The following is a 19531-nucleotide window of genomic DNA, read 5'->3' as shown; positions in this document are numbered from 1 at the left end:
GATCCCATGCTGAAGCTTCCGTCACCGTTGAGCTTCAGCAGCTTGAGATGCACCAGCGTTTGGCAAAGTCCGTGCACACTGCTTTTCGGCAAGCCAGTCCGACGGGCCAGATCGGAAAGCTTGAGCCCGTCCGCAGACCCCTTGCCGCCTTCCTGCGTGGATTTCGCGATCTGATCCAGAATTTGCGCCGCACGCATAACTGCCGGCACCAGTTTCTGGGAACTCTCTTCGTCGCTCACCGTTTTCGTCATAGCTTTGCGTTCACCTGATCGACCGCCTGATTAACCGTTTGACTTTGATTATTACGGGCTGTTTAATTCAAAATATCGTAAGCCGTTCAATATACTGAACGAGCTTTCTCTGCAAGACTGGGATGGAACATCAATATGCTCGCTTTGAAAGACCCCTCGCTGCTCAAATCGCAATGCCTTGTTGACGGGCGCTGGATAGACGCCACGGACGGCACCAAGATCGACGTGACCAATCCGGCAGACGGCTCGGTCATCGGCACAGTTCCCTCTCTTTCTGTCGCGACCATCAAGGAAGCTATCGACGCTTCCGCAAAGGCTTTCCCGGCATGGGCCGCCAAGACCGCCAAGGAGCGCACAGCGATCCTGCGTAAATGGTTCGATCTCATCGTTGCCAATGCCGACGATATCGCTCTTATCATGACGTCGGAACAGGGCAAGCCGCTTGCTGAGGCACGCGGCGAAGTTCTCTATGCGGCATCATTCATCGAATGGTTCGCTGAAGAAGCAAAGCGCGTCTATGGAGACACTATCCCTGCCCCGCAGGCGGGACAGCGCCTGACGGTCATCCGCCAGCCGGTCGGCGTCACCGCTGCAATCACACCATGGAACTTCCCGGCAGCGATGATTACCCGCAAGGCAGCCCCTGCTCTTGCGGCCGGTTGCACCATGATCGTGCGCCCCGCCGACCTCACGCCGCTGACGGCACTGGCGCTTGGCGTTCTTGCCGAAAAGGCAGGCATTCCGGCTGGCGTTCTCCAGATCGTTACCGGCAAGGCGCGTGAAATTGGTGCCGAACTGACAAGCAATGATATTGTGCGCAAGCTCTCCTTCACCGGCTCGACGGAAGTCGGACGCCTGCTGATGGCGCAATGCGCCCCGACCATCAAGCGCATCTCGCTGGAACTTGGCGGCAATGCGCCGTTCATCGTGTTCGACGATGCTGATCTGGACGCCGCCGTCGACGGTGCCATGATTTCCAAATACCGCAATGCGGGCCAGACCTGTGTCTGCGCCAACCGCATCTATGTGCAGCGCAGGATCTACGACAAGTTCGCTGAAAAGCTCGCGGCCAAGGTCAAGGAACTCAAGGTCGGCAATGGCACAGAACCGGGTGTCGTCATCGGCCCAATGATCGAACCGAAGGCCATCACCAAGGTCAAGGCACATATTGACGATGCCGTATCCAAGGGCGCGAAGCTCATCACCGGCGGCAAGGAACTGGGCGGCCTGTTCTTCGAACCGGGCGTGCTGACGGGCGTAACGCCTGACATGATCGTAGCCAAGGAAGAAACTTTCGGCCCGCTGGCCCCACTCTTCGCCTTCGACACGGAAGAAGAAGTCATCGCCATGGCCAATGACACGATCTTCGGTCTGGCGGCTTATTTCTATACGGAGAATTTCAGCCGTGCGATCCGTGTCAGCGAAGGACTGGAATACGGCATGGTCGGCCACAATACCGGGCTCATTTCCAACGAAGTCGCGCCCTTTGGCGGCGTGAAGCAGTCAGGCCTCGGTCGCGAGGGCTCCAAATACGGCATCGAGGAATATCTCGAGACCAAATATATCTGCAGCGCCTACAAGCGTTAAAAACCGCTGTTTTCCATACCGTTCCCTGGAAAGCAGTGTCAAAAAAGATGGCGCGCATTGTTCGCGCCATCTTTTTTATTTATAGACGGTGCAACTACTAATATGGCTTCCGCCAAAGATAATCCGGAAAATATATGCTGCGCCGCCTTTACGACTGGACGATTTCGCTTGCCGCAAGAAAATCCGCCGAATGGTGGCTCGCCATCATCGCCTTTGTAGAAAGCTCGGTCTTTCTTGTCCCCGCCGACGTCCTGTTTCTGCCCATGGCACTTGCCCGCCCCGAACGCGCCTGGCGTTATGCCTTCATCGCAACAGTGGCTTCCGTCCTTGGCGGCATTGCGGGCTGGTATCTCGGCTATCATGCCTACGAGCAGATCGCCAAACCGGTACTCGAGATGTACGGCAAGCTCGACACGTTCGAGCAATTGCGCGGTACAACCAGCGCCGACACCATTCTATTGATGCTGATCACCTCCGGCCTTGCACATCTGCCGCCGATCAAGGTGGTGACGATCCTGTCCGGTGCAGCTGGCATCAATATCTGGCTCTTCATCGCATCGGCGATCGTTGCGCGCGGTGCGCGTTTCTATTTCCTCGCCTGGCTGCTGCGCCGTTATGGCGAACCGATCCGCGATTTCATCGAAAAGCGTCTTGGCCTGATCGCAAGTCTCGTAGCTGTCGTCCTGATCGCGCTCTTCTTTGCTGTGAAATATCTTCACGCCTGAGCGGTTCGCCCAAACTCGGTCAAAATAAATTGCTTGGAGACAAGCAAGCAGTTTGCCTTAAGAATAAGAGAGCCTTTTCAGGGAATCCCATATGGCGTTTGCACTCAATAATCCGGTCGGCAAAACACAGGCATGGACCGCAGGCATCATGACCATCGGCCTCGCCGCAACTGTCGGCACGGCACTGGGCTTCGAGCATCTGGCTGGCTTCATGCCCTGCAAGCTCTGTCTCGAACAGCGCACGCCTTACTATATCGGCGTTCCGGTTCTGGCTGCAGCTTGGGTCTCCTACGGCCTGAAATGGCCCCCGATCCTGACGCGCGGTCTTATCCTGATCGGCGCACTCTTGATGACCTTCGGGCTGGCGCTTGCCATCTATCATACCGGCGTTGAACTGAAATACTGGCCGGGACCGGTTGATTGCAGTGCCGCGACAATGAAAGTCACGCTGGATGCAGGCAATCTCCTGAGCGACCTCAATTCGACGCGTCCGCCCGCATGCGACAGCGCGCCGGGCCACTTCCTCGGCCTGTCCTTTGCCGGATGGAACGTCGTCGCAAGCCTGCTCTTTGCAGCTATCGGCTACTACGGCGCTTTTGCGAAAAGTGGGAAGTAAAAGCGGGAAACTATAGGGATCAGGGCTCCAGTTCGACATCCCAGTAAAGAAAATCGAGCCAGCTATCGTGCAGATGGTTGGGTGGGAAAAGGCGGCCGTTATTGTGCAGGTCCTGCACAGTCGGCATGGCTGGCTTCTGGCGCGGCCACATATGCGCGACGGCGGGCATCATTCCGCCCTTGCGCAGATTGCATGGTGAACAGGCGGCGACCACATTTTCCCACGTCGTCTCGCCGCCATGGCAACGCGGGGTAACGTGATCGAAGGTCAGGTCATGCGGCGAGCCGCAATACTGGCACTCGAAACGATCACGCAAAAAGACGTTGAAGCGCGTGAACGCAGGATAGCGCGGCGGCTTCACATAATCCTTCAGGCAAATCACGCTCGGAACGCGCATGGAGAACGATGGTGAGGAAACGATGTGATCGTATTCCGCCACAATGTTCACGCGTTCGAGAAACACCGCCTTGATCGCATCCTGCCAGGACCAGAGCGACAGGGGATAATAGCTGAGCGGACGGTAATCAGCGTTCAGAACCAGCGCGGGCAAGCCACTGGTCGAGACGGTTCTGGGCGAGACGGCAACAGTCAAGGGCGCACCTCCTTCAGAGCAACTCCGAAAAAGGGCGAAATGGCTCTCCATGCGGAATTGCGCTTTCATCGAAGCGCCGCGCGTCCATTTGGGCGCAACAACGACGCTCCAACCTTCCACGCATCGGTCCAAAAATCGAAATCGATTTTTGAAAAGCCCGATGCGTATTCTCAAATAATTAGAGCACCTTTGTGCGCCCCATAGGGCGCACGGCGCTCTAAGGACGGGACTGCAATCAGCAGAAAATCAAGCTTCCGCGAATCGAAATTCCGTCATCAGCCGATGCGGATAATGTAAGCCCGACGTGACAGGATTGTGAAGCGGAAACGCATTTATGCTTCGGGAAACACGCAAGTTTTACAGCAGCATCTATAAAAGTGGCGCCGCTTCACGCCCCTTGATCGCCGCATAATAAGCCCAGAACAATCGCGCCGCCACGCCGCGCCATGGCGCCCAGTCTTCCGCCAGCTTGCGAAGGGCAACAGCATCGGGCCGGATCTCATGGGCAAAGGCGTGGCCAACAGCCGTCTGCAAGGCCACATCGCCAGCCGGAAACACGTCCGGATGACCGGCAGCAAACAGAAGATAGACCTCCGCCGTCCATGGGCCGATGCCTTTGATGGCCGTCAGTGCCGCGATCGCTTCTTCGGCAGGCAGATCGCAAAGCCCATGCAGGTCGATTGCCCCTTCTGCCAAAGCTTCACTCAAGGCAAACAGCGTTCTCTGCTTGGGACGCGAGAGACCAGCAAAACGCCAAGCCTCCTCCCCGCCCGCAATATAGGTTTCGGGCGTCAGCGGATCGATGGCCTGTTTCAGCCGGGCCCAGATCGCGGTGGCACTGGCCGTCGAAACCTGTTGTGCGACAATGATGGATGCCAGACTTTCAAATCCGGGTTCGGACCGGCGTAGCGGCACCGCATGGGACCGGCTCCGAATATCGGCCAGCCGAATATCGGCGAGAACCAGAGCCTCCAGCCCCGCCTCAATATCGCTCAATGTATCGATCCGCCGCATCGCACAGCCTTTCATTCTCTCGGTGCACAACGTACCAATGGAATCAGATGACATTCAACTGACACCGGCAACTGACATTGAAAACACCATGACCGCACCTGTGTTCCGCTTTGCTCCGAGTCCCAATGGCCAGCTTCACCTTGGCCATGCCTATTCCGCTCTTCTGAACGCAGATATGGCCAAAAAGAGCAACGGGCGCTTCCTGCTGCGCATGGAAGATATCGACACAGCACGCTGTACGCCTGCGCTGGAACAAGGCATTTACGACGATCTCCGCTGGCTTGGCCTGACATGGGAAACCCCTGTGCGCCGCCAGTCGGAACATTTCGGCGAATATCGCAACGCCCTGACCAAACTTGCCGACAAGGGCCTCGTCTATCCGGCATTTCTCAGCCGGGGCGAAGTTCGCGAGCGGATCGGCGAAGCTTTCGCCAAGGGCAAGGACTGGCCTTCCGACCCGGATGGAACACCGCTCTATCCGCAAAGCGAGCGCGATCTGACCGAAAAGGAACAGATGGAGCGTATCGCCTCGGGCATGTCCTATGCCTGGCGGCTCAATATGGAGAAAGCACTCGACATGGCTGGCGAAGCGCTCTTCTGGAACGAAAGCGGCGCGGGGCCGGATGGCGAGACCGGACGCGTGAACGCCGATCCAGCGCAATGGGGCGACGTGGTGATTGCCCGCAAGGACACACCAACCAGCTATCACCTCTCCGTTGTCGTGGACGATGCCTTGCAGGGCATCACCCATGTCGTGCGCGGGCACGATCTGTTTCACGCGACATCCGTGCACCGGCTGCTGCAGAAGCTGCTCGGCCTGCCCGAGCCGCTTTATCACCATCACGATCTGGTGCTGGGCGACGACGGGATGAAACTGTCGAAAAGCCGGCAGGATACAGCGCTCGCATCATTGCGCGAACAAGGCTTTACGCCCGACGATATTCGCGCCAAGCTGTCCCTATAAAAGCTATTTTCGCCGCAGCGTCACAGATGATGTGCCCACGCACCGATTGACGAAAGCACACCAAAGCGGTTCAAAGGCAACATGATAGCTGGCACTGAAGAGTGCCGGCGGTAGATTTGTTTATTTTGAAGGAGGCAGAGCCATGGTTTCTCAGAAAGCCGGTAATTACGTTGAGATAGAAGGCTTGCGCGTTGCCCCTGAACTGGTGGAATTTCTGGCCAAGGAAGCTGCTCCTGGAACCGGTGTGGAGCCGGAAAAGTTCTGGAAGGGCTTTGCCGCCATCATCCGCGATCTCGCACCGAAGAACCGCGCCCTCCTTGCCAAGCGTGACGACCTGCAGGCCAAGATCGATGCCTGGTACAAGCAGAACCGCGACAAGGGCTACAGCCAGGCCGATTACCAGCAGTTCCTGAAGAACATCGGCTATCTCCTGCCGGAAGGCGGAGAGTTCTCGGTTTCGACCACCAATGTCGATCCGGAAATCACCCATATCGCTGGCCCGCAGCTTGTCGTTCCGGTGATGAATGCCCGCTACGCGCTCAACGCCGCTAATGCGCGCTGGGGTTCGCTCTATGATGCGCTCTACGGCACCGACGCGATTTCCGATGCCGACGGCGGGGAAAAGGGCAAGGGCTACAATCCGAAGCGTGGCGAAAAGGTCATCGCCTGGGCGAAAAACTTCCTCGATGAAAGCGCACCGCTTGCCACCGGCAACTGGGCCAATGTCGCCGGTCTCGCCGTCAAGGACGGCAAACTTGAAATCAAGCTGACCGACGGTTCGGCAACGGCGCTCAAGGATGCCAACCAGTTCAAGGGTTATAATGGCGACGCAGCCGCCCCGACCAATGTACTGCTGGCCAAGAACAACATGCATGTCGACATCGTCGTCAATGCGGACCATCCGATCGGCAAGACCGACCCGGCCCATATTGCCGATGTGGTTCTGGAATCTGCCGTCAGCACGATTCAAGATTGCGAAGATTCGATTGCTGCCGTCGATGCCGAAGACAAGGTTGCGGTTTATCGCAACTGGCTCGGCCTGATGAACGGCAAGCTGGAAGACACGTTCGAGAAGAACGGCAAGCAGATGACCCGCCGCCTCAATGGCGACCGCAGCTACAAGGCTGCGGACGGTTCCACGCTGTCGCTCAAGGGCCGCTCCCTGATGCTGGTGCGCAATGTCGGCCACCTCATGACCAATCCGGCAATCATTGATGCCGACGGCCATGAAGTGCCGGAAGGTATCATGGATGCAGCCTTCACCAGCCTGATCGCGCTGCACGATATCGGCCCCAATGGTCGCCACATGAATTCGCGCGAAGGCTCGGTCTATATCGTAAAGCCGAAGATGCACGGCCCGGAAGAAGTGGCTTTCGCCAACGAAATCTTCACCCGTACCGAAGAAATGCTCGGCATGAAGCCGAACACGCTTAAAATCGGCATCATGGACGAGGAACGCCGCACCACGGTTAACCTCAAGGAAGCGATCCGCGCCGCCAAGGAACGTGTCGTCTTCATCAATACCGGCTTCCTTGACCGCACCGGCGACGAGATCCATACCTCGATGGAAGCAGGCCCGATGATCCGCAAGGGCGATATGAAGCAGGCCGCTTGGATCGGTGCTTACGAACAGTGGAATGTCGATATCGGTCTCGAATGCGGCCTTTCCGGCCATGCGCAGATTGGCAAGGGCATGTGGGCCATGCCGGACCTGATGGCAGCCATGCTGGAACAGAAAATCGCCCATCCGAAGGCCGGAGCGAATACCGCATGGGTGCCGTCGCCGACCGCTGCCACCCTTCACGCGACCCACTATCATCAGGTGGATGTTGCTGCCGTTCAGGCAAAGCTGAAGAGCCGTCCGCGCGCCAAGCTCGACGACATTCTGTCGGTGCCGGTCGCAACCCGCCCGAACTGGACGCCGGAAGATATCCAGCACGAAATCGACAATAACGCGCAAGGCATTCTGGGCTACGTCGTGCGCTGGGTCGATCAGGGCGTTGGCTGCTCGAAGGTTCCGGACATCAACAATGTCGGCCTGATGGAAGACCGCGCAACGCTGCGCATCTCCGCACAGCACATCGCCAACTGGCTCTATCATGGCGTCGTTTCGGAAGCCCAAGTGATGGAAACCATGAAGCGCATGGCAGCCGTCGTCGACAAGCAGAACGAAGGCGATGCCCTCTACCGCCCGATGGCCGCTGACTTCGACAAGTCGATTGCCTTCCAGGCCGCATGCGATCTGGTCTTCAAGGGCCGCGAGCAGCCGAACGGCTACACCGAGCCAGTCCTGCATCGCCGCCGTTTGGAACTGAAAGCTCAAGGGTGATTCTTTTCACTTGCAAATGATCGGATACGGCGGGAGAAATCCCGCCGTTTTCTTGTTCAATAAGGTTCTGAAATGACCCTCCTCATCCGCCACGCGACGGAAACCGATCTCCCTGCCCTGCTCGCCATCTATAATGATGCAGTTCAGAACACGCTCGCCATCTGGAATGAAACGCTCGTCGATCTGGAAAACCGTCGCGAATGGCTCAAGGGCCGCAATCGCGATGGCTTTCCGGTTCTGGTGGCCGAACGCGAAGGGCAGGTCGTTGGCTATGCGAGCTATGGCCCGTTCCGTCCGTTCGAGGGTTTTCGCCACTCATCCGAACTTTCGATCTATGTGGCGAGTGACGCCCGCGGCGGCGGCATCGGACGCGCGCTCCTGACCGAGCTTGTGGACGAAGCGCGCGAGCGCAAGGTGCATGTGCTGATTGCCGGTATCGAAGCGGGCAATGCCGCTTCCATCGCGCTGCATAAATCGCAGGGCTTTGAGGATTGCGGCACACTGAAACAGGTCGGCCAGAAATTCGGGCGCTGGCTCGATCTTACCTTCATGCAGAAAATTCTCTGATTGAAAAAGGGCCGCTTTCGCGGCCCTTTTTATTAGTTCGGCTGTGGAACCGCAGTCCCGGTCGAAAGCTCCGTCAGACCGATCTCACCTTCAACCTGATCGCTGCGAGCCATCAGGTAAAGACCAAGGCCACAGGTCAGGGCAGCGATGAACACCAGATACCAGGCATGTGCCATCGGATTGACCGCCAGAAGCGACGTCACGATCACCGGCGTCAGACCACCAAAGACCGCATAGGAAACATTGTAGGAAAACGACAGACCCGAGAAGCGAACCGGTGCCGGGAATGCGCGTACCATCACATAAGGCACTGCACCAACCATGCCGACCGAAAGCCCCATCACAGCGTAAAGTGCAAACAGGACCGGCAGGGAAACCGCCGCATAGGTGTAGAACACGAAAGTCGCAACACCGAAGAAAATGCCTGCAACAGCGAAGAAACGTCCGCTGCCAATGCGGTCGACAATCGCGCCTGCGCTCACAGTTCCGAACATCAGGAACAGCGTGCCGAAGCTTGTGGCGGCAAGCGACTGCAAAGGCGTGTAGCCATAAAGTTTCTGCAGGAAAGTTGCGGTCATCAGCGTGGTGACCACGATGCCTGCCGACAAGATCCATGTCAGCAGCACGGAAATGATAACGCCATGCATGTGGTTGCGCAGAACAGTGCCGAGCGGCAGCTTATCCTTGAGCAGATGGCTGTTCTTCATCTCGGTGAAGATCGGCGTTTCAGCCAGCCAGCGGCGCAGATAAACGGCAAACAGGCCGAAGATACCGCCGATGAAGAATGGAATACGCCATGCATAAGCAGCCAGTTCTTCCGGGGTGAAAATCCAGTTGATAGCCGTCGCAATAAGCGAGCCGATCATGATGCCAAGCGTGAGGCCAGAGCACAGGAAACCGCACGCCATGCCGACACGATTGGCAGGCACATGTTCCGCCACGAAGGTCCATGCGCCCGGAACTTCACCGCCAATGGCAGCACCCTGCAACATGCGGAAGACGATCAGCAGGATCGGCGCGCCAACGCCCAGCGTCGCATAGGTTGGCAGGCAGGCCATGGCCAATGTCGAGATCGACATTAGAAACACCGAGAAGGCGAAGACGCGCTTGCGGCCGAACTTGTCACCGAAATGCGCCAGTACAATGCCACCGATGGGCCGCACCAGATAGCCGGCTGCGAAAATACCGAACGTCTGGATCAGCACCAGCCAGTCGGGCATGTCAGGCGGAAAAAACAGATGACCTATGACACTCGCAAAGAACACGAAGATGATGAAATCATAAAACTCCAGCGCACCACCAAGAGCCGAAAGGCCGAGCGTGCGGAAATCCTGCCGGTTAAGCGGACGGGGACTGTTGCTTGCGTGGAGATTCGTCGATGCCATCGATTCGATTCTTTTCTGGTGGTTTACGCAGTGGGGCCGATCTTTTCGGGTGGGTTTTAATGCGCCAATTGTGCATGCACTGCAAGGCTTGACTTCCAGATGTCGAAGCATATTTTAGAACTATTCTAAACTTTGGATTCCTGAAATGCTCAGCCGATTCTTCCGCAACGACCGTCGCCCTTTCGATTCGCTTTCCGAACAGGAAATTCTGGCGCTTGCCATATCCTCCGAAGAAGACGACGCACGCATCTATCTCGCCTATGCCGACGGCTTGCGTGACGAGTTTCCGCAATCGGCGAAAATCTTCGAACAGATGGCGGCAGAAGAACACGGACATCGCGATGCGCTGATCGAACGCCACAAAGCCCGCTTTGGCGACCGGATTCCGCTGATCCGCCGCGAGCATGTCAGCGGCTATTACGATCGCAAGCCGGACTGGCTGGTGCGTCCGCTTGGCATCGACAAGGTGCGTGAAGCTGCATCGGAAATGGAGGAACAGGCCCACCGCTTCTATGTCGAGGCGGCCAAACGCGTCAGCGATGCAGACACCCGCAAATTGCTGGGCGACCTTGCCCAGCAGGAAAAGCAGCATGAAGCCAAGGCCGAGTCGCTGGAACACACACTGACGCCGGACGATGTGCAGGATGAGGAGCGCGCCGCCGAGCGCAAGCAGTTCATCCTCACCTATGTCCAACCCGGGCTTGCTGGCCTGATGGACGGATCAGTTTCAACGCTTGCCCCGATCTTCGCCGCCGCCTTTGCGACCCAGGATACCTGGCAGACCTTTCTGGTCGGCCTGTCCGCCTCGGTCGGCGCCGGTATTTCGATGGGGTTCACCGAAGCCATCCACGATGACGGCAAGCTCTCGGGCCGAGGCTCGCCGATCAAGCGCGGCCTGTCCTGCGGTATCATGACGACGCTGGGCGGCCTTGGTCATACCCTGCCCTACCTGATCAAGGATTTCTGGACCGCCACAAGCATCGCAGCGATTCTGGTCTTCTTCGAACTCTGGGCCATCGCATTCATCCAGAACCGCTATATGGAAACACCGTTCCTCCGCTCTGTGCTTCAGGTGGTTCTGGGCGGTGGCCTCGTGCTGGCGGCAGGTATATTGATCGGGAACGCCTAAACCGTCACAGCATCCTGCGGTCGGGAAATCGGTTCTTCGAAAGTCTCGATCGCAATGCGGCCTTGCCGGGAAACGGTGACAAAACTGTTTGCCGGCACCGCCATCCAGTTGGCGGCTTCACCGTCCAGTGGCTCTGACACCACGCATATGCCGGACGATCCACCAAGTGTCGCGGTATAAAGCGTCGGCGCGAAAGCATCGGTGGCATAGCGGATCGCGTAAAGCTGATTCCCGTCGGAAAACGCCGCGGTCAGCCGCAGAAATGGCGGCACACCGCCGCGAACTGCTTCCTCGACAACCGTTGCCACCATGCGCTTCATGGCCAGCACTGGATCAGTGTCGAGGCCGAATTCCAGCATCAGCAGGAAGATCAGTTCCGAATCGGTTGCGCCATGCTTCTGGCCATAGACGTCGTCGCTCAAATGGCTTTCCAGCCTGCGACGCAGCCGGTCGAAATGACCGATCTGGCCGTTATGCATGAAGCTCCAGCGTCCGGAAACGAAGGGATGGCAGTTGGAACGGCTGGTCAGCCCGCCGGTCGAGGCCCGCACATGCGCAAGGAAAAGGCGCGACTGAATTTGCCGCGCAAGGCTGCGAAGATTCTGGTCGGACCATGCGGGCAGAATATCCCGATAAAGGCCCGGTTCATCGCGATTGCCATACCAGGCAACGCCGAAGCCGTCGCCATTGGTACGTGTTTTGGCTTCATGCGCATCGTGGCTTTGCGCCACGAGCGAATGGCAGGGAGACGATATGATGTCTTCCAGATAGGTTTCAGGTCCGAGATAGGCGGCCCAACGACACATTTGCGATCCGGTGTTTACCGGCCCCGGTTATGCGTCCGCTCATAAAGCTGGCGAACGATTGTGCTCGCCGTCTTCTCGAACAAAAATGGCAAAATTGCATGGATCAGTGCCGCAAAGGCCGCACAAAAAAGCTTGAACGAAAAACGTCCGGCAAAGGCCATATGTTCGAAATAGGTCTCGTCAACCGACTGAGGGTGTTCGGTGAAGAGGCGCGTGATGCGAGTGGTCATTGGAAATACTCCCGTCAATGAGTAAGTTGTTCCCGTTATACGGCGCATATCGCGCCTTTCTGGAAAATCATTCTAGCAAATGCATCTGAGATGAAATCTCAAAATATCCTTGATAATTACTATTTATTGGGACAATTATCCCACTATGAAACCAGTTCTCGACGAAATTGATCGAAAAATCCTGGATCAGCTGCAAATCGATGGGACCCTGTCCGTTGATTCTCTCTCTGAGCGGGTGCACTTATCGCGCAATGCCTGCTGGCGCCGGGTCAAGCGCATGGAGGATGAGGGGATCATCAAGGCGCGCGTCGCTTTGGTCGATGCCGAGATGGCCGGTTGCGGCCTGTCCGTCTTCATTCTCGTACGCACGTCGAGCCACGATCCCGACTGGCTGACGAAATTTCGCGGTGCCATGGGGCGCTTTCCGGAGATCGTCGGAGTTTATCGCATGACCGGCGATCTGGACTACGTGCTGAAGGCGCGTGTTTCCGACGTCAAAGCCTATGACCGGCTTTATCAGCGACTGATTGCCAGCGTTCCCCTGTCAGATGTTTCGGCTTCATTCGTCATGGAAGAGATCAAGGAAACGACCGCCGTGCCGTTGGAGCGGGATTAAATCCCTCGCGGAGGGCAACTCATCGTGTAAAAGCATGATCCTGTGCCGCACTATCATTGCAAAACAGCAAATAGACGGTACACCTTTCATTGGTTTTCACGTATGAGCGTCGCCAATTTAGAGCGCATCCTGAAAAGTGAGAAACGGTTTCAGACAAGATGCGCGATGAAACAATGTTCCGCAAGAAAGGCCCCCTCATGACCGTAGCATCCGCACAAGCGCCAACGCTCGGCATCATCCGCCTCGAACATGCGAAAGGCCTCGAACTCCCGGCCTATGAGACAACGGGTTCGGCTGGCATGGACCTGCGGGCAGCCGTTGCCGAAGATCGCCAGATCGTTCTCCTGCCGGGACGTCGCACGCTGGTGCCGACAGGGCTGATCTTCGAAATTCCCGAAGGTTTTGAAGTGCAGATTCGTCCGCGCTCGGGCCTTGCCTTCAAGAACGGCATCACCTGCCTCAATACGCCCGGCACCATCGATTCCGATTATCGTGGCGAGGTGAAGGTTCTTCTCATCAATCTGGGCGATGACGATTTCCGCATCGAACGCGGTATGCGTATTGCACAGGCTGTTTTCGCACCAGTCGTCCAGCCGAAGATTGAAGAGCGCGCCCAAGTAACCGAGACGGCGCGCGGCGCTGGCGGCTTCGGTTCGACCGGCACGGCATAAGCGAACAAATCGCACGAAAAAGCCCGGCTCAGCCGGGCTTTTTTATTGCCGATTTCTTATTGCGTCAGAGCCGCGCGCTGGCAAAGTACGCCAGTGACCTGAACGTCGGCTTGTCCAATCTTGACCCCGAGCATATCCAGCACCCCGAAAAGCAGGCCATCCACCACCGGGCCCAAAGGCGTTAGCAAGGTGCCTAGGAGCTGGGTAAGCCCACTCAAGGGCAGAGGCAAAGGCAGCAATCCTATCAAAACGACCTCGAGATCAAGCCCCTTTACCAGCCCGACAAAAAGCGACCCCACGAGCTGGTTGGTCCCCACGGTTTTGATCCGTTTGGCGGCAATATCGGCAGGAGTAAAGGTCACAATTTCCTGCTTAGGATTGCCAAGCGGCAATTCAACACGTCCGCGAAGCTCGGCTATGTCCAGAGGTCCCAATTTCACTACGGCGATCGCCGTCTTCTTGACGGTCGGCGTTTTGCTGAAATTCTTCATCAAATCGATATCGGTATCGCCAAGATAGACACCGGCCACGCCCGGTTTAACACCAAGTTTTACCGTGGCACTTCCGGGTCCCTGCGGGCAGCTTATACTTTTGAGTTCGGCTTCACCGCTCGCCACGTCAATAAAGATCGGCACGTGAACATTGGCCAGATAGGAAACAATACCGTTATTGCCGACCTCAAGTTCCAGAAGCAGGCGTATCTGTGCAGTGCGGACCAAAGCACCTACCCCTCCAACAGTGAAGAACGGGGTCTTTTGTGCTGGCTCTCCAACGGCAATGTCCAGTTTAAGCGTAAGTACACCAGGCAAGCTTAGCCCAGGACCAAGCTTGATTTGATTGTTTCCCCCCAACATTGCCGCTGCGGTTATCATCTGCAGCACGTTAGCGGTGATATTGTAGTTATTAGATGATCCGAGCGATGCGTCGGCTATTGATCCAAGGCCTAGCAATTTTCCAACCGGTAGCTTCGTGTTAAGCGCACCGGCGTTCTTCCCGAGAAGGGTCAGAGCAGCCTTTGCTGCTGGATTACTCGTTGTGACCTCCGCCATAACGCTTGCCAGCATCCCGACTGAAACATCCGTGTTTAGCAGCTGGTTATAGGTCCCGGCCGTCAATCCCACCTTTGGAGCCAGCTTGTCCAGAAAGCCGAGCAGATTGATATCGGTTGCCGCGAGTGCATTGTAATCAACAAGCTTCAGATTGAGGGTGGTCCCCAACAAGCCACCGAGAAGTCCGTTCAACACACTCTGATCGGTATTCAGGCTCAATAATCGCGAACCGATCCAAAACGCGGCTTCCGCCTTCGTGGCCGCCATGCCGGTAGCGCCGAGCGCGGGGCGATTGATGAATGCCTGACCAAAATAGAGATTGCCCGGACGTGCCAGCCGGACGCGAACCGCATCGGGACTGGTACCACCGGCGACAAAACGCTTCTCAACCGCACGACTTTTATCGGGGAAATAATTGCCCTTCTCCACCCAGACACGCGTCTTGTTGTCGGTCTTTCCGTTGACGACGGACGGATCGTAAGCGCCGGTCATCAGCACCGGATCAAGACCGTTCGCCCGTAATTGCCGCAGTACCGCATCATTGGCCTGCGAAAGGGAAGCCGCACCGGCAACGGCGGCAAAATCCGCCATGCTCTGCAGCTGGCGCCGCTCCAGAAACAGCGAACTTGTGTCCACGCTGAAAGCCGCCACCGCCAGAAATATGGGGGATACCAGCGCCGCCATTGTCGCCAGATTGCCGCCCCGCGCACGCAGGAAACGCGATACCAGACCCCGCATATCGAATACCCCCATCCTGTGTCAGATTCCGCCAAGCCTTATCGTCGATGCCCTTGTAATGGTCGTGTCTGGAAGCGGCAGCCCCGTCATCAGGTTCCAGATCGGCAGGTTTTGCGCATTGTAGCGGATCGTTACCGTGAACTGGTTCGGATCGGACTGGGCATTGTCGACACTCACCTGCATCTTGGCTGGATCGATCAGTGAATATTTTGCCGCGTTTTTCTGGATGTAGGTTGTCGCCAGCGTCAACCGCTCTGGGGGATCGATACCCGCCAGCGCCGTCCGCGTGGCATCTGCCGCAAGCTGCTGGACGGCATTCGCCACGCCCAGATAAAGACCGAAGGCGATCATACCCATCAGGATCAGAAGAAAAACCGGCGCCAATATTGCAAATTCGACTGCTGCCGTGCCGCTTTTATTTCGCTTGAAAAATAACAATGAAGGTATTCTTCGATGCAGGTTTGAAAACCTGTCCGATATGAATGAAAACCTTTTTCGCCCCATAATAAGGTAAGCCATTTGCCCTCCCGTCAAAGAGCATTGAAACCTTATTCCCACGTCAATTCGAAGCAACATGCATCATGCATGCGCCGACCATCCGCCTTTGCGGACAGGTCACGTTCTAAATTCTTCCATCTACTTTCAGATGTGATTTCCCGATCTTATTTAATCAGGAGATAATTTAAGAACACTTAATTACTTTAAGAATCCTGTTTTATTTTGCGACTTCCAAAAGAATAACTGCAAGTTGTATATTGGTGCCAACTTGGTTCTCTTCATCGCTTGCTTTCGCACCATGACCGGAAGGAACCAGAAGCATCCATCCCTTTGTGTCACCGACAATTATTGCATGACAAATAATTAAGATGAAATCCTGAGCGGAGAAGCATAGATATCCCGTTAGCAATCCATAGTGGGCAAGTATTGTCTCGCTTTGGTTGTATGCGACAGAGAATTGGCGGGACATATTGATAAATCTCCGGAGATCGGAGGTTCTGAAAGTTAGAGGGTTTGACGGTGCTTACATCTTCCGATTCTTCCAAAACCGGGCAGCGAACAGCACCTTCGCAGAAGCGCGCGCGCAGCAAAGCGCGCCGCTGGTGGCTCTGGCTTCCCATCGCGGCAATCGTGGCCAGCGCGGGCTGGTATTTTTACGGCTCCGGTGAAGCTGGGGGCCAGAAGACCAGCTATCTCGCCGAAACGGTCACGCGCGGCGATATCGAAAACGCGATTACCGCCGTCGGCACACTCAGCGCGCTGCGCAGCATCAATGTCGGCGCGCAGGTCTCGGGCCAGCTTAAAAGCGTGAAAGTCGAAGTGGGTGATCAGGTCAAGCAGGGCGAGCTTATCGCCGAAATCGATCCATCGCCCTTTGAGAAGAAGGTGGAAATATCAAGCGCTCAACTCGACAATCTCAAGGCACAGCTTCTCAGCAAGCAAGCTCAGCTTACCCTGAAAAAGGCCAATGCGGCACGCCAACGCTCGCTTCTGGCCACACGCGGCGTATCGCAATCCACCGTTGATCAGGCCGATGCCGATCTCGCCATGGCCGATGCGGATGTGAAGGCGCTCGGCGCGCAAATCCGCCAGCAGGAAGCCCAGCTTGCCAGCGACAAGGTCGATCTCGGCTACACCAAGATTTACAGCCCCATGGAAGGCACAGTCGTCGATCAGGCCGCCAAGGAAGGCGAAACGCTGAATGCCGTGCAAAGCGCGCCGACCATTGTTACCGTGGCCGATCTTAAGGTCATGACGGTGGAAGCGCAGGTTTCGGAAGCCGATATCGGCAGGCTGAAGCCCGGAATGCCGGTCTATTTCACCCTGCTTGGCCAGCCGGAGAAGCGTTTTACCGGCACGCTGCGCCAGATCAAGCCGACGCCTGCGACCGAGAACAATGTCGTGCTCTATTATGCACTGTTCGACGTCCCGAACCCGACCGGCGAGCTGATGATCAACATGAGCACACAGGTCTATTTCATTCTCGATGAGGCGAAGGACGTGTTGATCGTCCCCTCCTCCGCGCTGAACTACAAGCGCGAAGGCCCCCAGAACCAGAGAGGCAAGCCGCAGATTTCGGTCAAGGTCGTGAGCGACAACGGCTCGATCACCGAACGTCAGGTTCAGATCGGCGTGCGCAATCGCGTGCAGACAGAGATCAAGAGCGGCCTTGAGGAAGGCGACAAGGTCGTCGTCACCAGCGCGTCCAGCGGAGCTGAAGCCGCCGCAGGACAGCGTGGCCGCAGGCCCGGCATGCGCCTGTTCTGATGAGCCGTCTCATGACCGAAAATCCCGTAACTGACACGCCCCTCATCAGACTGGATGATATCCGCAAGACCTATCACAATGGCGACCTTGCTGTTGAGGTGTTGCACGGCATCACGCTCGATATTCAGGCTGGAGAGTTCGTCGCGATCATGGGCGCGTCGGGCTCCGGCAAATCGACGCTGATGAACATTCTGGGCTGTCTCGACAGCCCGAGCGGCGGACAATATCTGCTCGACGGCGAGGACGTCTCGACACTGGATGCCGATGCGCTGGCAGCATTGCGTCGCCGAACCTTTGGCTTCGTCTTCCAGAGCTACAACCTCATCTCGACCTCGACCGCGCAGGAAAACGTCGAAGTGCCCGCGATCTATGCAGGCCTGCCCGCATCGGAGCGCCATGCGCGTGCCGCCGAATTGCTCAACTCGCTGAAACTCGGTGACCGCCTCGATCATCGCCCGAACCAGCTTTCAGGCGGCCAGCAGCAGCGCGTTTCCATCGCCCGTGCACTCATGAATGGCGGGCGCATCATTCTTGCCGACGAGCCGACAGGCGCACTCGACAGCCAGAGCGGCGAAGATGTGATGGAACTGCTGCGCTCCATGCACGCGCAGGGTCATACCGTCATCGTCATCACACATGCCCGCGAAGTGGCCGAACGCGCCGACCGGCTGATCGAAATCCGCGACGGCCAGATCCTTTCGGATACGGTAAAACGAGCTATTCCCGATACGCAGGCGCCGTTCCGGTTGCGGGAGAGCCTTGAAGGCAGTTCCGCCCGCATCGCCGATATTTCGGAAGCGGTGAAGATGGCGATGCGCGCCTTGCGGGCCAACATCTTCCGAACGATCCTTACTCTCCTCGGCATCATCATCGGCGTCAGTTCCGTTGTGACGATGCTCGCCATCGGCACCGGTGCGCAGAACTCGATTCTCGACCGCATCAATGCGATGGGCACCGATCTCATTCTGGTACGTCCGTCCATGGCGGGCTTCCGGGGAACAGGCTCGATAGCGACACTGGTCCCCGAAGATGCCACTGCCATTCTGGAACTGCCGAACATCAAAACCGCCGTCCCCGAAGTCACCGGCACCGTGACGCTGCGGCGTGGCAATGTCGATTACCAGTCGCAGGCAAACGGGACTGTCCCTGCCTTTTCCGAAGCCAAATCGTGGAAGGTTGCCACCGGCGACTTCATCAGCCAGAGCGATCTGGACAACTATGCGCCGGTCGCAGTTCTGGGCAAAACGGTCGTCAACACGCTGTTCCCCGATGGCAGCAATCCTATCGGGCAGTATATCCTGATCCAGAAGATTCCGTTTCAGGTCATCGGAACATTGGAACCGAAGGGCGCAGGCTTTGGCGGCTCGGATCAGGACGACGTGGTGATCGTACCGCTCTCCACCGGCAATCTGCGGCTGTTCGGCCAGAAATACGTGCGCACCATCACGGTGCAGGTGAAGGATTCCGACCTCATCAACACGACGCAGGAACAGATTCAGGACCTGCTCGACCAGCGCCACAAGAAGCAGGACACGATGATAACCAACATGTCCTCCATCCGCGAGGATGCGACGGCGATGGGCAATACGATGACGTTGTTTCTGGGTTCCGTCGCTGCAATCTCGCTTCTGGTCGGCGGCATCGGGGTCATGAACATCATGCTGGTGAGCGTGACGGAGCGCACCCGCGAAATCGGCGTGCGGATGGCAACCGGCGCAAGGCGGCGCGATATTCTGCTGCAATTCATCACCGAGGCATTGACCGTATCGGCCATTGGCGGGGCGTTCGGCGTCGTGATCGGACTGGGCGCTGCTGCCGTCGCAGGCTGGGCCGGGCTTTCAGTCGGCTACAGCTTGGGACCCGTCCTGCTGGCCTTCGCCTGTGCTTTCGCCACTGGCCTGATCTTCGGTTTCCTGCCTGCGCGCAAGGCTTCTCGCCTGCTCCCGGCTGTGGCACTGTCTTCTGAATAGAAAAACACTGATTGGAAGGCAGTGCAG

At 57.1% G+C, this 19531-nt stretch carries 20 protein-coding genes (1 of these 20 cut by a window edge); 11 read left to right on the top strand and 9 right to left on the bottom strand.

All coding sequences use genetic code 11. The features are described 5' to 3' along the window. On the bottom strand, positions 1-251 hold the beginning of the coding sequence (locus OANT_RS06560) for an IclR family transcriptional regulator (RefSeq protein ID WP_012091380.1). It extends 565 nt beyond the left edge of the window; the window shows 251 of its 816 coding nt (coding positions 1-251); the start codon lies at positions 249-251; the stop codon falls past the left edge of the window. Between the two features lie 135 nt (positions 252-386). Here OANT_RS06560 and OANT_RS06555 point away from each other — a divergent pair, with 135 nt between their 5' ends. From OANT_RS06555 to OANT_RS06545, 3 genes are all read left to right on the top strand, one after another. After that, complete coding sequence (locus OANT_RS06555; RefSeq protein WP_012091379.1) at positions 387-1838, top strand: NAD-dependent succinate-semialdehyde dehydrogenase; 1452 nt, start codon at positions 387-389, stop codon at positions 1836-1838. 134 nt (positions 1839-1972) lie between these two features. Continuing rightward, entirely contained in the window at positions 1973-2563 is a 591-nt protein-coding gene (locus tag OANT_RS06550; RefSeq protein ID WP_010661318.1) for a YqaA family protein, read from the top strand. A gap of 91 nt (positions 2564-2654) precedes the next feature. Further along, positions 2655-3179, top strand: coding sequence for a disulfide bond formation protein B (locus OANT_RS06545; RefSeq protein WP_012091378.1), 525 nt, complete (start codon positions 2655-2657; stop codon positions 3177-3179). A gap of 19 nt (positions 3180-3198) precedes the next feature. Here OANT_RS06545 and OANT_RS06540 read toward each other — a convergent pair whose 3' ends face one another. Continuing rightward, positions 3199-3771, bottom strand: coding sequence for an HNH endonuclease (locus OANT_RS06540; RefSeq protein ID WP_010661320.1), 573 nt, complete (start codon positions 3769-3771; stop codon positions 3199-3201). Positions 3772-4140: 369 nt separating this feature from the next. Further along, on the bottom strand, positions 4141-4785 hold the full coding sequence (locus OANT_RS06535; protein ID WP_040129102.1) for a DNA-3-methyladenine glycosylase family protein: 645 nt from the start codon (positions 4783-4785) through the stop codon (positions 4141-4143). 88 nt (positions 4786-4873) lie between these two features. Here OANT_RS06535 and gluQRS point away from each other — a divergent pair, with 88 nt between their 5' ends. The 3 genes from gluQRS (at position 4874) to OANT_RS06520 (ending at position 8645) form a co-directional block, all read left to right on the top strand. Beyond that, a complete protein-coding gene (gene gluQRS / locus OANT_RS06530) occupies positions 4874-5749 on the top strand; it encodes a tRNA glutamyl-Q(34) synthetase GluQRS (protein ID WP_012091376.1) in 876 nt (291 codons plus the stop codon). A gap of 142 nt (positions 5750-5891) precedes the next feature. Further along, the gene (locus tag OANT_RS06525) at positions 5892-8078 is read left to right on the top strand and encodes a malate synthase G (protein ID WP_012091375.1); all 2187 of its coding nucleotides are present in this window, start codon (positions 5892-5894) and stop codon (positions 8076-8078) included. A 72-nt stretch (positions 8079-8150) separates the two neighbouring features. Continuing rightward, positions 8151-8645, top strand: coding sequence for a GNAT family N-acetyltransferase (locus OANT_RS06520; protein ID WP_012091374.1), 495 nt, complete (start codon positions 8151-8153; stop codon positions 8643-8645). Between the two features lie 32 nt (positions 8646-8677). On the opposite strand, the gene OANT_RS06515 is transcribed toward OANT_RS06520, so the two are convergent. Beyond that, a complete protein-coding gene (locus tag OANT_RS06515; protein WP_040129101.1) occupies positions 8678-10030 on the bottom strand; it encodes an MFS transporter in 1353 nt (450 codons plus the stop codon). Positions 10031-10175: 145 nt separating this feature from the next. Here OANT_RS06515 and mbfA point away from each other — a divergent pair, with 145 nt between their 5' ends. Next, positions 10176-11159, top strand: a complete 984-nt coding sequence (mbfA, locus tag OANT_RS06510; protein ID WP_012091372.1) for an iron exporter MbfA — start codon at positions 10176-10178, stop codon at positions 11157-11159. On the opposite strand, the gene OANT_RS06505 is transcribed toward mbfA, so the two are convergent. Both OANT_RS06505 and OANT_RS06500 read right to left on the bottom strand, forming a co-directional pair. After that, entirely contained in the window at positions 11156-11965 is an 810-nt protein-coding gene (locus tag OANT_RS06505; RefSeq protein WP_010661327.1) for a class II glutamine amidotransferase, read from the bottom strand. The genes mbfA and OANT_RS06505 overlap by 4 nt on opposite strands. 14 nt (positions 11966-11979) lie before the next feature. Then, a complete protein-coding gene (locus OANT_RS06500) occupies positions 11980-12195 on the bottom strand; it encodes a DUF6356 family protein (RefSeq protein WP_006473246.1) in 216 nt (71 codons plus the stop codon). Between the two features lie 145 nt (positions 12196-12340). Between OANT_RS06500 and OANT_RS06495 the strand changes: the two genes are divergently transcribed. Further along, the gene (locus OANT_RS06495; RefSeq protein WP_012091371.1) at positions 12341-12811 is read left to right on the top strand and encodes an Lrp/AsnC family transcriptional regulator; all 471 of its coding nucleotides are present in this window, start codon (positions 12341-12343) and stop codon (positions 12809-12811) included. A gap of 197 nt (positions 12812-13008) precedes the next feature. After that, on the top strand, positions 13009-13482 hold the full coding sequence (gene dut, locus OANT_RS06490) for a dUTP diphosphatase (RefSeq protein WP_010661329.1): 474 nt from the start codon (positions 13009-13011) through the stop codon (positions 13480-13482). Positions 13483-13538: 56 nt separating this feature from the next. Here dut and OANT_RS06485 read toward each other — a convergent pair whose 3' ends face one another. The 3 genes from OANT_RS06485 to OANT_RS06475 form a co-directional block, all read right to left on the bottom strand. Further along, on the bottom strand, positions 13539-15269 hold the full coding sequence (locus OANT_RS06485) for a TadG family pilus assembly protein (RefSeq protein ID WP_012091369.1): 1731 nt from the start codon (positions 15267-15269) through the stop codon (positions 13539-13541). A gap of 21 nt (positions 15270-15290) precedes the next feature. Continuing rightward, on the bottom strand, positions 15291-15707 hold the full coding sequence (locus OANT_RS06480; RefSeq protein ID WP_010661331.1) for a TadE/TadG family type IV pilus assembly protein: 417 nt from the start codon (positions 15705-15707) through the stop codon (positions 15291-15293). Between the two features lie 277 nt (positions 15708-15984). Further along, positions 15985-16236, bottom strand: a complete 252-nt coding sequence (locus tag OANT_RS06475; RefSeq protein WP_040129100.1) for a hypothetical protein — start codon at positions 16234-16236, stop codon at positions 15985-15987. Positions 16237-16286: 50 nt separating this feature from the next. On the opposite strand from OANT_RS06475, the gene OANT_RS06470 reads away from it, so the two are divergent. Beyond that, the gene (locus tag OANT_RS06470; protein ID WP_012091367.1) at positions 16287-17534 is read left to right on the top strand and encodes an efflux RND transporter periplasmic adaptor subunit; all 1248 of its coding nucleotides are present in this window, start codon (positions 16287-16289) and stop codon (positions 17532-17534) included. Next, positions 17534-19504 carry a MacB family efflux pump subunit gene (locus tag OANT_RS06465; RefSeq protein WP_040129099.1) on the top strand — a complete coding sequence of 657 codons (1971 nt, stop codon included), beginning with the start codon at positions 17534-17536 and terminating at the stop codon, positions 19502-19504. The genes OANT_RS06470 and OANT_RS06465 overlap by 1 nt, the downstream gene beginning before the upstream one ends. The last annotated feature ends 27 nt before the right edge of the window (positions 19505-19531 follow it).

The sequence above is a fragment of the Brucella anthropi ATCC 49188 genome, from assembly GCF_000017405.1.
GTDB classification, from domain to species: Bacteria; Pseudomonadota; Alphaproteobacteria; order Rhizobiales; family Rhizobiaceae; genus Brucella; species Brucella anthropi.
This window is presented reverse-complemented; position numbering and strand designations above follow the sequence as displayed.